Annotated in this window: 16 protein-coding genes; 7 read left to right on the top strand and 9 right to left on the bottom strand. The window is 60.2% G+C overall.

Annotation, left to right across the window (positions count from 1 at the left end):
* Window positions 1-4: 4 nt before the first annotated feature.
* Both AC07OG_RS22950 and AC07OG_RS22945 read right to left on the bottom strand, forming a co-directional pair.
* Complete coding sequence (locus tag AC07OG_RS22950) at window positions 5-172, bottom strand: periplasmic nitrate reductase, NapE protein (RefSeq protein WP_060541367.1); 168 nt, start codon at window positions 170-172, stop codon at window positions 5-7.
* 155 nt (window positions 173-327) lie between these two features.
* The gene (locus AC07OG_RS22945) at window positions 328-1,887 is read right to left on the bottom strand and encodes a sigma-54-dependent transcriptional regulator (RefSeq protein WP_218425205.1); all 1,560 of its coding nucleotides are present in this window, start codon (window positions 1,885-1,887) and stop codon (window positions 328-330) included.
* 317 nt (window positions 1,888-2,204) lie between these two features.
* On the opposite strand from AC07OG_RS22945, the gene phhA reads away from it, so the two are divergent.
* The 6 genes from phhA (at window position 2,205) to AC07OG_RS22915 (ending at window position 6,645) form a co-directional block, all read left to right on the top strand.
* Window positions 2,205-2,996, top strand: coding sequence for a phenylalanine 4-monooxygenase (phhA, locus tag AC07OG_RS22940; RefSeq protein WP_060541365.1), 792 nt, complete (start codon window positions 2,205-2,207; stop codon window positions 2,994-2,996).
* A gap of 104 nt (window positions 2,997-3,100) precedes the next feature.
* Window positions 3,101-3,457 carry a 4a-hydroxytetrahydrobiopterin dehydratase gene (locus tag AC07OG_RS22935; protein WP_060541364.1) on the top strand — a complete coding sequence of 119 codons (357 nt, stop codon included), beginning with the start codon at window positions 3,101-3,103 and terminating at the stop codon, window positions 3,455-3,457.
* A complete protein-coding gene (locus tag AC07OG_RS22930) occupies window positions 3,457-4,650 on the top strand; it encodes an amino acid aminotransferase (protein WP_495068169.1) in 1,194 nt (397 codons plus the stop codon). The genes AC07OG_RS22935 and AC07OG_RS22930 overlap by 1 nt, the downstream gene beginning before the upstream one ends.
* 305 nt (window positions 4,651-4,955) lie before the next feature.
* The gene (locus AC07OG_RS22925) at window positions 4,956-5,087 is read left to right on the top strand and encodes a hypothetical protein (RefSeq protein WP_256352728.1); all 132 of its coding nucleotides are present in this window, start codon (window positions 4,956-4,958) and stop codon (window positions 5,085-5,087) included.
* A 73-nt stretch (window positions 5,088-5,160) separates the two neighbouring features.
* The gene (locus tag AC07OG_RS22920) at window positions 5,161-5,346 is read left to right on the top strand and encodes a hypothetical protein (protein ID WP_218425206.1); all 186 of its coding nucleotides are present in this window, start codon (window positions 5,161-5,163) and stop codon (window positions 5,344-5,346) included.
* Window positions 5,347-5,445: 99 nt separating this feature from the next.
* On the top strand, window positions 5,446-6,645 hold the full coding sequence (locus tag AC07OG_RS22915) for an MFS transporter (RefSeq protein ID WP_060541361.1): 1,200 nt from the start codon (window positions 5,446-5,448) through the stop codon (window positions 6,643-6,645).
* Here the strand turns inward: AC07OG_RS22915 and arfB are convergent.
* From arfB to AC07OG_RS22880, 7 genes are all read right to left on the bottom strand, one after another.
* On the bottom strand, window positions 6,642-7,055 hold the full coding sequence (gene arfB, locus AC07OG_RS22910; RefSeq protein WP_060541360.1) for an alternative ribosome rescue aminoacyl-tRNA hydrolase ArfB: 414 nt from the start codon (window positions 7,053-7,055) through the stop codon (window positions 6,642-6,644). The genes AC07OG_RS22915 and arfB overlap by 4 nt on opposite strands.
* Window positions 7,056-7,278: 223 nt before the next feature.
* Window positions 7,279-8,700, bottom strand: coding sequence for an amino acid permease (locus tag AC07OG_RS22905; RefSeq protein WP_060541359.1), 1,422 nt, complete (start codon window positions 8,698-8,700; stop codon window positions 7,279-7,281).
* A 766-nt stretch (window positions 8,701-9,466) separates the two neighbouring features.
* Window positions 9,467-10,678 carry a 23S rRNA pseudouridine(2605) synthase RluB gene (gene rluB / locus AC07OG_RS22900; protein ID WP_060541358.1) on the bottom strand — a complete coding sequence of 404 codons (1,212 nt, stop codon included), beginning with the start codon at window positions 10,676-10,678 and terminating at the stop codon, window positions 9,467-9,469.
* Between the two features lie 285 nt (window positions 10,679-10,963).
* Complete coding sequence (scpB, locus tag AC07OG_RS22895; RefSeq protein WP_495068168.1) at window positions 10,964-11,959, bottom strand: SMC-Scp complex subunit ScpB; 996 nt, start codon at window positions 11,957-11,959, stop codon at window positions 10,964-10,966.
* An 11-nt stretch (window positions 11,960-11,970) separates the two neighbouring features.
* Window positions 11,971-12,789, bottom strand: coding sequence for a segregation and condensation protein A (locus AC07OG_RS22890; protein WP_060541356.1), 819 nt, complete (start codon window positions 12,787-12,789; stop codon window positions 11,971-11,973).
* A complete protein-coding gene (locus AC07OG_RS22885) occupies window positions 12,790-13,419 on the bottom strand; it encodes an L-threonylcarbamoyladenylate synthase (RefSeq protein ID WP_218425209.1) in 630 nt (209 codons plus the stop codon).
* 13 nt (window positions 13,420-13,432) lie between these two features.
* Window positions 13,433-14,296, bottom strand: coding sequence for a PHP domain-containing protein (locus AC07OG_RS22880; protein WP_060541354.1), 864 nt, complete (start codon window positions 14,294-14,296; stop codon window positions 13,433-13,435).
* An 87-nt stretch (window positions 14,297-14,383) separates the two neighbouring features.
* Here AC07OG_RS22880 and AC07OG_RS22875 point away from each other — a divergent pair, with 87 nt between their 5' ends.
* Complete coding sequence (locus AC07OG_RS22875; protein WP_060541353.1) at window positions 14,384-14,980, top strand: septation protein A; 597 nt, start codon at window positions 14,384-14,386, stop codon at window positions 14,978-14,980.

The following is a 14,980-nucleotide window of genomic DNA, read 5'->3' as shown; positions in this document are numbered from 1 at the left end:
AGTTTCAGTTTGGGGGGCCTGGCGGACCGAGGAGCATTTGCAGAAACCAGACGAAAAAGCCGTAACCACCGACTATCGCCACCGATAACAGTGGAAACAGGACAATGATCAGGAAATAGAACAGGCGAGTTTCTTTGCGAACTCGCCGGGTAGAGTCATCCATTGATGACATGGTCAGCGCTCCTGCCAAACGTTGAGAAGAGCGTAGATGGCCTATTGGGTAACTTCCATGATTTGGATCAATGGCAGGGGGTAACTGCTTAAATAGGAACTTGAATCACTAGTGAATCACTAGCATCTAGTAACGGCTCTTAATTAAATATTTCCTCAACGCTCAAGTTTGCCTATTTCATATTCGCGCAACTTGTTGGCAATCGTTGTATGAGAGACGCCCAGTCGCTTGCCGAGCAAGCGGCTACTGGCATGTTCCGAATACAGCCGTTCCAGCACCGCCTTCTCGAAACGCCCGACGATCTCGTCCAGCCCACCCTCCAGCGAAAAATCGCCAAGGGGCTGGCGCACACCATAATCCGGCAAACGAATGTGCTCGGCCTTGACCGTGCCGCCGTCGCACAGGGAAACCGCCTGGAACAACACGTTCTCCAGCTGCCGCACGTTACCTGGCCAGTGGTAGTGACTGAGCCGCTCCATGGCCGCCGGGGCGAGCTTGGGCAGCGGGCAGCCAATCTGCCGGCTGGCCTGGTCGAGGAAGTGCTCGACCAGAGGTGGCAAACCGTCGAGGCACTCGCGCAACGGTGGGATGTGCAGCGACAACACGTTCAAACGGTGATACAGGTCCTGACGAAATTCGCCCCGGGCGCACAATTCGGACAGGTCGACCTGGGTCGCGCAGATCACGCGCACATCGAGGTAGACCTCTTCATCACTGCCCACCCGACGGAAGCAACCGTCCTGCAGGAAGCGCAGCAGTTTCACCTGCAGGCGCGGGCTCATTTCCCCCACGCCATCGAGAAACAGTGTGCCGCCCGCCGTCAGCTCCAGCAGCCCGAGCTTGCCTTCGGCACGCGCGCCCTCGAAGGCACCAGGCCCGTATCCGAACAGCTCGGTCTCGGCCATGGACTCCGGCAGTCCGGCGCAATTGAGCGCCATCAAGGGTGACTGTCCGCGCGGGCTGGCCAGATGACAGGCACGCGCGAGCAATTCCTTGCCGGTGCCGGTTTCGCCTTCTATCAATAGCGGCGCATCCAGCGGTGCCATCCGCCGCGCCTCGCGCACCACTGCGGCCATGACTTTCGAACTCTGAAAAATACTGTCGAAGCCGCGCAGCTCCTGCTTGCGCACGTTATAAATACGCTCGCCGACGCGGTCGGCACGGTGCAAGGTCAGCACCGCACCCGCCATGGCTTCGCTGTCGTCATGCTCTGACTGCAGTGGCGCGATATCGGCGAGAAACACATCGCCCCTGACCTTGACCCGCAGCCCGTTGATCCGCGATTTATTGGCGCGCACCAGCTCCGGCAAATCGAAGTCTTCGGCATAGCGCGACAGGGGAATCCCCGGCACTTCGTCGACCCGCACCCCGAGCAGTTGCGCCGCCGCACGGTTGGCCGCAACGATGGAGCCGCCCATGTCGATCGACAGCACCGGAAACTCCAGGGCGCCGAGCAGCGCATTGAGCTCCATGTGTCGGCGTTCGCTGGGCATCAGGCCTACGCGCTTGACGCCGAAGACCCCGGCGATCGCTTCGAACTTGGGGCGCAACGCCTGAAACTGGATGTTGATCAGGTTCGGGCAATGCAGATAGATGGCGTTGCCATGCTCTCCGCCCACCTCGCCGCGAGCGACGTTGATGCCGTATTCCACCAGCAGGTTGAGAATGTCGCGCAGGATGCCGATGCGGTTCTGGCAGTGGACTTTGATACGCATATAAAAGGCCCGAAAAAGCGGTGATGGAGTTGATGCCTGGCGCAGCCCCCTGTGGGAGCGGCGGCGCCTTTGAGGCGGAGATTTCTGCAGAAGCACCCAAATAGTCGTCAAGATTATGTGACAGACAAAGCGTTTTTCAAACTAGAAACACTCAATAGCTGCGCGACCCCGGCTGATTCGTAACGAAAACTTTACAAATATCAGCGAATTTTCCTACGCACACCACGAATCACCTGCTGCAACAACGCAATCCTTGGGGTATTCCTAGGTCCATAGCAGCACATAACAAGAACGAAATCCCCTAGCAGGAGAGCAGCATGAAGCAGACGCAATACGTGGCTCGCGAGCCCGATGCGCATGGTTTTATCGACTACCCCGCCGAAGAACACGCGGTGTGGAACACGCTGATCACTCGTCAACTGAAAGTGATCGAAGGGCGTGCGTGCCAGGAATACCTGGACGGTATCGAAAAACTCGGTCTGCCCCACGACCGCATTCCTCAACTCGGCGAAATCAACAAAGTCCTCGGTGAAACCACCGGCTGGCAGGTTGCCCGGGTACCGGCACTGATTCCCTTCCAGACTTTCTTCGAATTGCTGGCCAGCAAGCAGTTTCCAGTGGCGACCTTTATTCGTACCCGCCAAGAGCTGGATTACCTGCAGGAACCGGATATTTTCCACGAGATTTTTGGCCACTGCCCGCTGCTGACCAACCCGTGGTTCGCCGAGTTCACCCACACCTACGGCAAACTGGGTCTGAAGGCCTCCAAAGAGGAGCGCGTCTACCTGGCGCGCCTGTACTGGATGACCATCGAGTTCGGCCTGGTCGACACCCCGCAAGGCCAGCGCATCTACGGCGGCGGCATTCTGTCTTCACCGAAAGAAACCGTGTACTGCCTCTCGGACGAGCCTGAGCATCAGGCGTTCAATCCGCTGGAATGCATGCGCACGCCCTATCGCATCGACATCCTGCAGCCGTTGTATTTCGTTCTGCCGAACCTCAAGCGCCTGTTCGACCTGGCCCACGAAGACATCATGGGCATGGTCAAGCAAGCGATGCAGATGGGTCTGCACGCACCTAAATTTCCGCCAAAACCAAAAGCGGCGTGATCCGCTGCTTTTAAAATCAAGTGAACCTGTCAGGAACCGACGCTTTGCTTTAGCGTGGTGTTACTGATGGCCGATTTCCCATTATTCGATTTCAGGAAAACATCATGTCCACATTGAACCAAGCCCATTGCGAAGCCTGCCGCGCCGACGCCCCACAAGTCAGCGACGAAGAACTGCCGGTACTGATCAAACAGATCCCGGACTGGAACATCGAAGTACGCGATGGCGTGATGCAGCTCGAAAAGGTTTTTCTGTTCAAGAATTTCAAGCACGCGCTGGCGTTCACCAACGCCGTCGGTGAAATCTCCGAGGCCGAAGGTCACCACCCGGGCCTGCTGACCGAGTGGGGCAAAGTCACCGTCACCTGGTGGAGCCACTCGATCAAGGGCCTGCACCGCAACGACTTCATCATGGCCGCGCGCACCGACGAAGTGGCCAAGGACGCCGAGGGCCGCAAATAATGCATTTCGACGCCATCGGTCGAGTACCTGGCGACCCGATTCTGGGGTTGATGGAGGCGTATGCGCAGGACACAAACCCGCGCAAGTTTGACCTTGGCGTGGGCGTCTACAAAGACGCCCTGGGCCTGACGCCGATTCCCCAGGCGGTGAAGATTGCCGAACAGCGTCTGGTTGATCGTCAGGCCACCAAGACCTACATCGGCGGTCACGGAGAGCCGGCGTTTGGCAAAGTCATCAATGAGTTGGTGCTTGGCGCCGACTCTGCGCTGATCGCCGAACAACGGGCCGGCGCCACCCAGACGCCGGGCGGTACCGGTGCGCTGCGCCTGAGCGCGGATTTCATCGCCCAGTGCCTGCCGGGGCGTGGTGTGTGGCTGAGCAATCCGACCTGGCCGATTCACGAAACCATTTTCGCCACGGCCGGGCTCAAGGTTAACCACTACCCCTATGTCGGCAGTGACAACCGCCTCGACGTTGAAGCCATGCTGGCAGCGCTCAACGAAGCGCCCAAAGGCGATGTGGTGTTGCTGCACGCCTGCTGCCACAACCCGACCGGTTTCGATTTGTCCCATGACGACTGGCGCCGGGTGCTGGAAGTGGTGCGCCATCGGGATCTGGTGCCGCTGATCGACTTCGCGTACCAGGGTTTCGGCGATGGCCTGGAACAGGACGCCTGGTCGACCCGGTTGTTCGCCGCCGAACTACCGGAAGTGCTGATCACCAGTTCCTGCTCGAAGAACTTCGGGCTCTACCGTGATCGCACCGGCGCATTGATTGTCTGCGCGAAAACCGCCGAGAAACTGCTGGATATCCGCAGCCAACTGGCCAACATCGCCCGCAACCTGTGGTCGACGCCGCCGGATCACGGGGCTGCGGTAGTCGCAACCATCCTCGGCGACCCGGAGCTGAAAAGTCTCTGGGCTGACGAAGTGGAAGCCATGCGCTTGCGTATCGCCCAATTGCGCAGCGGTCTGGTCGAAGCACTGAAACCTCACGGCTTGCGCGAGCGCTTTGCGCATATTGGTGTGCAGCGCGGAATGTTCTCCTACACCGGTTTGTCGCCGGAGCAGGTCAAACAGCTGCGCGATCATCACAGCGTGTACATGGTCGGCACTGGCCGTGCAAACGTGGCCGGGATAGATGCGACGCGCCTGGATCTGCTGGCCGAAGCAATCGCCGAAGTCTGCAAGTAATTTGAAGCACTGGCCGGCCCCCTCTGTGGCGAGGGGGCTTGCCCCCGTTGGGCTGCGCAGCAGCCCCACCTCCAGCAGCCGATACCTGTCGGGTAAAACGGCGGCCGCTTCGCGACCGAACGGGGGCAAGCCCCCTCGCCACAGTGGGTGAGCGTTGCTCCTGCTGACCTGTCTAGACAATCCCATCCGTCGAAACTAATGGATATAAAAGTCCGTTTGTCATTTTTACTGCTGTATCCTGCCCATGCTTTTTTCAAAGCGCGGATCTACCAGATCTATCAACAGACTTAGCGAGGAGCGCGACTATGCACGAGATCCCTAATCTCCCCTTCCCAAGCCTGCACGAAACTGAGCAGACAACCACGCAACAAGCCGGCGCCCAACAGCCCGAGCCGAAACAAGCCACTGACAGTCGCCAGGCTGACAGCGAAGACTGAGTAACGCGCCGTACAGACCGTGTGGAAAGCGCTAACATGCGCTTTCCACACTGCCTGAACCATGAGCCCCACCATGACCGAAGACTTCAGCGAAGCTCAAGCCAGCGTTCTGATCGGCACCGCCGAGAAAATGATCGAGATCTGGAATCGCCTCTCCCCTGAGAAACAGGCCGCATTGCTCGCACGTTTCGGCACTGAAGAAAATGCCCTGGCCGCCCTGGTCACCACGCAACTGGTCGCTCCCGCCAAACCCGACTGATGCCATCCGGTAAATAGTTATACTTTTGCAGGACCGGTAAGCGTTCACGCCGTTATCATAAGCAGCCTATCTATCCTGCTGTCCCGTGGACCTTTACCCATGTCAGAAACCCGGCGCCCCCTGGCGGTCACGCTGCAAGTCGTCTCCATCGTCCTGTTCACCTTTATCGGTTACCTGAATATCGGCATTCCCCTGGCTGTACTGCCAGGCTACGTCCACAGCGACCTGGGTTTCGGTGCGGTGATCGCTGGCCTTGTGATCAGCGTGCAATACCTGGCCACCCTGCTCAGCCGCCCGTATGCCGGGAAAATCATCGACAACAAGGGCAGCAAGCTGGCGGTGATGTATGGCCTGGCCGGTTGCGGCCTGAGCGGTGTGTTCATGCTGCTGTCAGCCTGGACCCAAAGCTTGCCGACCCTGAGCCTGATCAGCCTGCTGATTGGCCGCCTGGTATTGGGCAGCGCGGAAAGCCTGGTGGGCTCGGGCTCGATCGGCTGGGGCATCGGCAGGGTCGGCGCGGCGAATACCGCCAAGGTGATTTCCTGGAACGGCATCGCCAGCTATGGCGCACTGGCCGTGGGCGCGCCTTTGGGCGTGCTGATCGTCCATCAACTGGGCTTGTGGAGCATGGGCGTGAGCATTGTCTTGCTGGCCGTGCTCGGCCTGCTGCTGGCCTGGCCGAAAACCGCCGCACCGATCGTGGCCGGTGAACGCCTGCCGTTCATGCACGTGCTCGGGCGGGTCTTCCCCCACGGTTGCGGCCTGGCCCTGGGTTCCATCGGATTTGGCACCATCGCCACTTTCATCACCCTGTATTACGCCACGCAACACTGGGACAACGCGGTGCTGTGCCTGAGCCTGTTCGGCGCCAGTTTTATCGGCGCGCGCCTGCTGTTCGGCAGCTTGATCAACCGCCTCGGCGGCTTTCGCGTCGCCATTGCCTGCCTGTCAGTGGAAACCCTGGGACTGCTGTTGCTGTGGCTGGCACCGGACGCGCATTGGGCGCTGGCGGGCGCGGCGCTGAGCGGTTTCGGCTTTTCGCTGGTGTTTCCGGCGCTGGGGGTGGAAGCCGTCAACCTGGTCCCGGCCTCCAGCCGTGGTGCCGCCGTCGGCGCGTACTCGCTGTTCATCGACTTGTCGCTGGGGATCACCGGGCCACTGGCCGGGGCCATTGCAGCCGGGTTCGGTTTCGCTTCGATCTTCCTGTTCGCCGCCCTCGCCGCGTTTTGCGGCTTGATGCTGAGCGTATATCTGTACCGACAGGCGCCAAGCCAGCGTGAAGCGCGCGCGTCGCGCTAGAAGTCGACCTTGCCGCGCCCGGCCTTGATGTTGCCGCGCTTGCTCTTGGATTCGAGCCTGCGGGTCTTCGAGCCGAGGGTCGGCTTGGTCGGACGGCGTTTTTTCTCGACCTTGGTGGCGCTGAGAATCAGCTCGGTCAGCCGCTCCAGGGCATCGGCCCGGTTCTGCTCCTGGGTCCGATACTGCTGGGCCTTGATGATCAGCACCCCTTCGCTGGTGATGCGACTGTCACGCAGCGCCAGCAGGCGCTCCTTGTAGAACTCGGGCAAGGACGAGGCCGGAATATCGAAACGCAGGTGTACGGCGCTGGAGACCTTGTTGACGTTCTGCCCACCGGCACCTTGGGCGCGAATGGCGGTCAACTCGATCTCGGCATCGGGCAGATGCACGTTGTTGGAAATCACCAGCATGGAAAAGCGTCCGTATTCAGAGCGTGCAGGATACCGCGAATGGCCTAACGTTGATGCAGACCGATGTGGGAGCGGGCTTGCTCGCGAATGCAGAGTGTCAGTCGACTTGAACGCTGGGGGTTAAACCGCTTTCGCGAGCAAGCCCGCTGCCACAGGGTTATGCATGTATCCCATAAATGACAAACCCGGCACATGGCCGGGTTTGTCGTTTATGCATCAAGCGTTACTTGGCGATGGCAGCCGAAGTCTGCAACGCACGCTCTGCACTGCGCTTGTTCTTGAACCAGTAGCAGACCCACATGAATACCAGCCACACCGGAATCGCGTACACCGATGTCTGGATCCCCGGAATCAGCAGCATCACGCCAAGGATGAACAACACGAACACCAGGCAGACGTAGTTGCCGTACGGGTACCACAGGGCCTTGAACAGCGGCGTCTGTTTGGTCTTGTTCATGTGCTGGCGGAACTTGAAGTGCGAGTAGCTGATCATCGCCCAGTTGATCACCAGGGTAGCCACCACCAGCGACATCAACAGTTCCAGCGCGCTGTGCGGGATCAGATAGTTCAGCAACACCGCGATCAGGGTCACGGCAGCCGAAGCCAGGATCGAACGCACCGGCACGCCGCGCTTGTCGATCTTCGCCAACGCTTTCGGCGCGTCGCCCTGCTCGGCCATGCCCAGGAGCATCCGGCTGTTGCAGTAGGTGCCGCTGTTGTACACCGACAAGGCAGCGGTCAGGACCACGAAGTTGAGGATGTGCGCGGCGGTGTTGCTGCCCAGCATCGAGAACACTTGCACGAACGGGCTGCCGCTATAGGAATCACCGGAGGCGTTCAGGGTGGCCAGCAAGCTGTCCCACGGGGTCAACGACAGCAGGATGACCAGGGCACCGATGTAGAAAATCAGAATCCGGTAGATCACCTGGTTGATGGCTTTGGGGATCACGGTTTTCGGCTTGTCAGCTTCGGCAGCGGTGAAACCGAGCATTTCCAGGCCACCAAAGGAAAACATGATGAAAGCCATGGCCATCACCAGCCCCGAGACACCGTTGGGGAAGAAACCACCGTGGGACCACAGGTTGCTGACCGCTGCCTGCGGGCCGCCATTGCCGCTGACCAGCAGGTAGCTACCCAGTGCAATCATGCCGACGATCGCCACGACCTTGATGATCGCGAACCAGAACTCGGCCTCGCCAAAGACTTTGACGTTCGCCAGGTTGACCAAGTTGATCAGCACGAAGAAAGCCGCTGCGGAGGCCCAGGTCGGGATATCCGGCGCCCAGTAATGGATGTATTTGCCGACCGCGGTCAGTTCGGACATGCCCACCAGAATGTACAGAATCCAGCAGTTCCAGCCCGACAGGAAGCCGGCGAAACCGCCCCAGTACTTGTGCGCGAAGTGGCTGAAGGAACCGGCCACCGGATCTTCGACGATCATTTCGCCCAGCTGGCGCATGATCAGGAAGGCGATGAAGCCGCAGATGGCGTAGCCGAGGATCATCGACGGGCCGGCGGATTTCAGTACCCCGGCCGAGCCGAGGAACAGGCCGGTACCGATCGCGCCACCGAGGGCGATCAATTGAATGTGGCGATTTTTCAGGCCGCGTTTCAGCTCACCTGATTGCGAGTTTTGGCCAGTCATTAAAGGGGCCTCACGTTCAACGTATTTACAACGGTCATGCGTCACCTGTTTGTTTTTATCTGTGACGAAATCGAACCCGACGCGCTCGTGACGCGACGGAGTGAAAAAGGCGGATAGCCTCGATGTTTGCGCAGGTGCGCAGGAGGTCACAGGTAAAACGCGGCGCATTGTACACCGGTAACCCCCTGCTGCCAGAGCCGCTGGATCAGCGTATCTGTTACCGGGATTGCCTGTGTCCGCCACGAGAGGCTCGGGCGGCTGCAAAAACTGAGTCTGACCCTTGCGGATCATGGACGGCGACGCCAGAAAACACGCGCCCCGAAGAGAGATTTAGATAGGTTACGGCGTTCATTGCGCCTCCTTTTTGTTATGCACCTGCACGACAGGCATGACGCGCATGACACCTTGCATGGAGCGGGGAAACAAGCGGGTTAGAGCGGCGGGAGATGGACGCAAGACAATGAAGCGTAAGAGTTTTCTTACAGTATTGAGTGGTCGGCGAATTCATGGGGTTAATCAGTGAATTTCGTCATGAATTATTTACAGTATGTAATTTTGGCTTTCCACTTCGGGATCTCTGGTGCTGCGACTGGCGCTTTCGCGAGCAAGCCCGCTCCCACAGGAGCCCTGGTCGGCACGGATAAATGCGATCCACTGTGGGAGCGGGCTTGCTCGCGAAGGCGCCCTCAAAAACACTACCGGACTAAAACCAGCCCAAAAAAAACGCCAACCCGAAGGTTGGCGTTTTTCATCAAGCGCTTACCGATTACTCTGGCTTGCGACGACCAAAGCCCGGACGCTGGCCGGAACCTGCCGGTGCGCCACGACGGCTGCCCGACGGCTTGTCACCGTCGACCAGCTTGATCCCCGGGCGCTTCGGCGCAGGCTTGGCCGGACGCTTGGTGTCGGCTGGACGATCCGCCACTGGCGTGCCACGACCTTCACCACGCTCGGTACGGCCATTGGCCGGACGCGGCGTACGCGGGCCGCGCTCACCGTCCTGACGGGCCGCTGGCTTGCGACCCGGGCGCTCGCCTTCGATCTGCGGCTCACGGTTTGCACGTGGCGCGGCAGGAGCGCCGGCAGCCGGACGCAGGGTGCGCACGCGCTCGGTCTTGGCCATTGGACGCGACGACTTGCGCTGCATCCGGTCAAGCTTGTCTTTGCTCTTGGCGTTCATCTGCGGCATCGCGACCGGCGTCAGGCCGACCTCGGCACTCAGAATGTCGACTTCGTACTGGCTCATTTCGCGCCAGCGGCCCATTGGCAGGTCGGAGTTGAGGAACACCGGGCCGAAACGCACGCGCTTCAGGCGGCTGACCACCAGGCCCTGGGATTCCCACAGGCGACGAACTTCGCGGTTACGACCTTCCATCACCACGCAGTGATACCAGTGGTTGAAACCTTCACCACCTGGCGCCTGCTTGATGTCGGTGAACTTGGCCGGGCCGTCTTCGAGGACCACGCCGGCTTTGAGGCGCTCGATCATCTCGTCATCGACTTCGCCACGCACACGTACCGCGTATTCACGGTCCATTTCGTAGGAAGGGTGCATCAGGCGGTTGGCCAGCTCACCGTCGGTGGTGAACATCAGCAGACCGGTGGTGTTGATGTCGAGGCGGCCGATGTTGATCCAGCGGCCTTCTTTCGGCTTTGGCATCTTGTCGAACACGGTCGGACGACCTTCCGGGTCGACACGGGTGCAGATCTCGCCATCGGGCTTGTTGTACATGATCACGCGGCGCACCGACTCGGCGGCCTCTTCGCGCTTGATCACCTTGCCATCGATGGTGATGGCGTCGTGCATGTCGACGCGCTGGCCAAGGGTGGCGTCTTTGCCATTGACCTTGATGCGGCCGTGGCTGATCCAGGCTTCCACGTCACGGCGCGAGCCGACGCCGATACGGGCGAGGACTTTCTGCAGCTTTTCGCCTGCTGGGCCGATTTCCTGGTCGTCTTTCTGGTCGTTGATACTCATCTGGGCACCTCCCGGTGTGGTCTGAAAACTGGGTACTTGGGCGAAGGGATCGCCGAAGGGTCGCGAATCATACGCTCATGCGGGCGTTTGCGCATCAGAGACTAGTTGATCAAACGGGACTTAACGGTTTTTCCGCCGACCGGTGATCGTGATGGCCAATCACACCCCCTGTGTGCGGGCTTGCTCGCGAAGAGGCCGTGCCAGTCGCCATCGTCGCTGTCTGACCCACCGCCTTCGCGAGCAAGCCCGCTCCCACAGGGATCTTCTAAGCCGCAAACTTTGCAATCAGTCTTCGAACTGGCGGCGTTCGGCTTCGATGGCTTCGGCGAGTGCCAGGGCTTCAGCCTCTTCATCGCTTAGCTCTGGTTTGGGCTGTTCAAGAGCAGCAACAGCAGCGAGCAGTTTTTCTCGGGCCTCGGCCACGCCAAGGATGTCGTCTTCTGGCTCTGGCTCTGGCTCTGGCTCTGGCTCTGGCTCGTTTTCAAGTTCCGGCTCGGCCTCGATTGGCGCAACCCCGGTTTCCGGCTGAATATCAGCACGCTCCGAATCCGCTCCGGACTCCACCCCATCACGCAACAAATCATCGAAATCGGTCTTGATCCCCTCCTCCATGCTGTCCAGTTCCAGCAACAGCGTATGGAAACTGGTTTCTTCCTTGGGCTCTTCCGGTTCGGCGCTGGCGTCCGCCAATTCTTGCAGCGCTGCCGGCACCGGCGCGTCGTCGAAATCGAGCACCGGATCAGGCTCCAACTCGCGCAGTTCGGCCAGCGGCGGCAGATCGTCGAGGTTTTTCAGGTTGAAGTGATCGAGAAACGCCTTGGTGGTGGCAAACATCGCCGGTTTGCCGGGCACATCGCGGTAGCCGACGATGCGGATCCATTCGCGCTCCATCAGGGTTTTGACGATGTTGCTGTTGACCGCCACACCGCGCACGTCTTCGATCTCGCCCCGGGTGATCGGCTGGCGATAGGCAATCAGGGCCATGGTTTCGAGCATGGCGCGCGAATATCGCTGCGGGCGCTCCTCCCACAGGCGTCCGACCCAGGGTGAAAACTTCTCGCGAATCTGCAGGCGATAACCCGAGGCCACCTCCTTGAGTTCAAAAGCGCGGCCATCGCAGGACTTGGCCAGAATCGTCAGGGCCTTCTTGAAAACCGGCGGCTCCGGCCGTTCGCCTTCTTCGAAGAGTTCGAACAGGCTTTCCAGGGATTGCGGCTTTCCCGAGGCCAACAGAAAGGCTTCAAGCAATGGCGCCAGCTCGCGGGGTTCAGTCAGGTTCATGATTCAACTCGTTATTCGGCTCGGGCTCGCACATGGATCGCCGCGAACGGCTCATTCTGCACCAGTTCGACCAGGGATTCCTTGACCAGCTCGAGGACCGCCATGAAGGTGACCACCACCCCCAGCCGCCCCTCTTCAGCGGTGAACAGCTCGACGAAGGGCACAAAACCGCCGCCCTTGAGCCGCTCCAGCACGTCACTCATGCGTTCGCGCGTCGACAGTGCCTCGCGGCTGACCTGATGGCTTTCAAACATGTCGCCACGGCGCAGTACCTCGGCCATGGACAGCAACAGTTCGGACAGACGTACATCCGGCAACAGCTTGCGCACCCGGGCTTCGGGGGCATCGAGCTTGGGCACCACCACGTCGCGACCAACCCGGCTCAGGCCATCAATGCCTTCGGCAGCGGCCTTGAAGCGCTCGTATTCCTGCAAGCGGCGGATCAATTCGGCGCGCGGGTCGTCCTCTTCTTCCTCGACGGTTTCGGCCCGGGGCAGCAGCATGCGCGACTTGATCTCGGCCAGCATCGCGGCCATCACCAGGTACTCGGCGGCCAGCTCCAGGCGCACCGACTGCATCAGCTCGACATAGCCCATGTACTGACGGGTGATTTCCGCCACCGGGATGTCGAGGATATTGATGTTCTGTTTGCGGATCAGATACAGCAGCAAGTCCAGCGGGCCTTCGAAGGCTTCGAGGAAAACCTCCAGCGCATCCGGCGGGATGTACAGGTCCAGCGGCATTTCCAGGACTGCCTGGCCATAGACCATGGCGAAGGGCAGCTCTTGCTGGGCTCCGGCCTGACTGTCGACGGGTTCTACTGCGGACATCTAGGCCTCGGCCATGAACGGCGCAGGGTCGCCGCAACCGACGCGAATCACTTGCGGCTCGCCATCGGCGAGGTTGATCACGGTGGACGCCTTGATCCCGCCGTAACCGCCGTCGATGATCAGGTCGACCTGATGCTCGAGCAACTGACGCATCTCGTACGGGTCCGTCAGCGGCTCGCTATCACCGGGCAGGATCAGGGTCACGCTCATCAGCGGTTCGCCGAGCTGTTCGAGCAGCGCCAGGGCAATTGGATGGCTTGGCACCCGCAGGCCGATGGTACGTTTTTTCGGGTGCAGCAACAGCCGCGGGACTTCGCGGGTGGCGTTGAGAATGAAGGTGTAGGGGCCAGGCAGGTGAGCCTTGAGCAAGCGAAAGGTGCCGGTGTCGATCTTGGCGAACAACCCCAGTTGCGACAGGTCGCTGCAAATCAGCGTGAAGTTGTGCTTTTCATCCAGCCCGCGCAAACGGCGCACGCGATCCACGGCGTTCTTGTCGCCGATCTGGCAACCAATGGCGTAGGAAGAGTCGGTGGGATAAATCACCACCCCGCCGTTGCGGATGATCTCAACCGCCTGTTTGATCAGGCGCGCTTGCGGGTTTTCCGGATGAATCTGGAAAAATTGACTCACATTCTCTACCTGTTCAGACGGCGGCAATAATTGGGTCATGTTTGAATCGACACCACAAAGGTGGCAGATCCTCCGGGAGCGGGCGGTATTCACCGATCTCCGACCAGCCCCCTGGGCCATGAAAATCACTGCCGGCGCTGACCAGCAGACCGAACTCGCGAGCAAGAATGGCCAGGCTGCCCACTTGCTCGGCGGGCTGATGACCATTGACCACTTCGATCGCGTGGCCCCCTGCTTGAATATAGTCGGCAATCAGGCGGCGACGCTTGCTGCGAGTGAAATCGTAATGCCACGGGTGCGCCAGGCTGACCCAGGCTTTCGCCGCGCGCAGGGTTTCGACGGTTTCCTCCAGGGTCGGCCAGTGCTGCTTGACGTCGCCCAGTTTGCCGGCACCCAGCCATTTGCGGAACGCTTCGGCGCGATCCTTGACGAAACCTTCACGCACCATCCAGTCGGCGAAGTGCGGGCGCGCCGGTGCATTTCCACTGTCGCCCAGCGCCTGCTGGATCTGTCGGGCGCCGTCGAGCGCACCCGGCATGCCCTTGAGCGCCAGTTTGCGGCTTATCTCTTCCGACCGTAGCCAGCGGCCATCGTGCAATTTGCCGATTGCCTCGACCAACGGTTCGGCGTTGACGTCAAAACCGTAACCCAGCACATGGATGGTCGCGCCGCCCCAGGTGCAGGACAGTTCGACGCCGTTGACCAGTTGCATCCCCAGCCCGATCGCGGCGCAGCGCGCCTCGGCAAGGCCTTCCAGGGTGTCGTGATCGGTCAAGGCCAGGACTCGCACGCCTTTCTCGAACGCACGCGCAACCAGTACCGCAGGCGCCAAGGCGCCGTCGGAGGCCGTGCTATGGCAGTGCAAATCAACATTCACGGGGCTTTGTAACCTCAAATCAGCTGGCGCTATCGCGCGCCCATATGTTTGTTATTATGCCGACACATCCTGCTTCTGGCTGCCACTGTGAAACAATTCATCGATTTCATCCCGCTCCTGCTGTTTTTCATCGTTTTCAAAACCGATCCACGCGTCGTCGACATTGCCGGTCACGAGGTCACTGTAGGCGGTATCTACAGTGCCACGGCGATGCTCATCATCAGCTCACTGGTGGTCTACGGCGCCCTGTTCTTCAAGCAGCGCAAGCTGGAGAAGAGCCAGTGGCTGACCCTCATCGCCTGCCTGGTCTTCGGTAGCCTGACCCTGGCGTTCCACAGCGAGACTTTCCTGAAATGGAAAGCCCCGGTGGTCAACTGGCTGTTTGCCCTGGGCTTCATCGGCAGTCACTTCATCGGTGATCAACTGCTGATCAAGCGCATCATGGGCCACGCCCTGACCCTGCCGGAGCCGGTGTGGACGCGCCTGAACATCGCCTGGATCGTGTTTTTCCTGTTTTGCGGTGCCGCCAATCTGTTCGTCGCGTTCACCTTCCAGAGCTACTGGGTCGACTTCAAGGTCTTCGGCAGCCTGGGCATGACCCTGCTGTTCCTGATCGGCCAGGGCATCTACCTGTCCCGTCATCTGCACGATAGCGAAACCACCACGCCAAAAACCGAGGACTGA

Source organism: Pseudomonas sp. GW821-FHT09H03 (assembly GCF_059415945.1).
The sequence above is the reverse complement of the archived record's forward strand: the minus strand, read 5'-3'. Positions and strand labels throughout refer to the sequence as shown.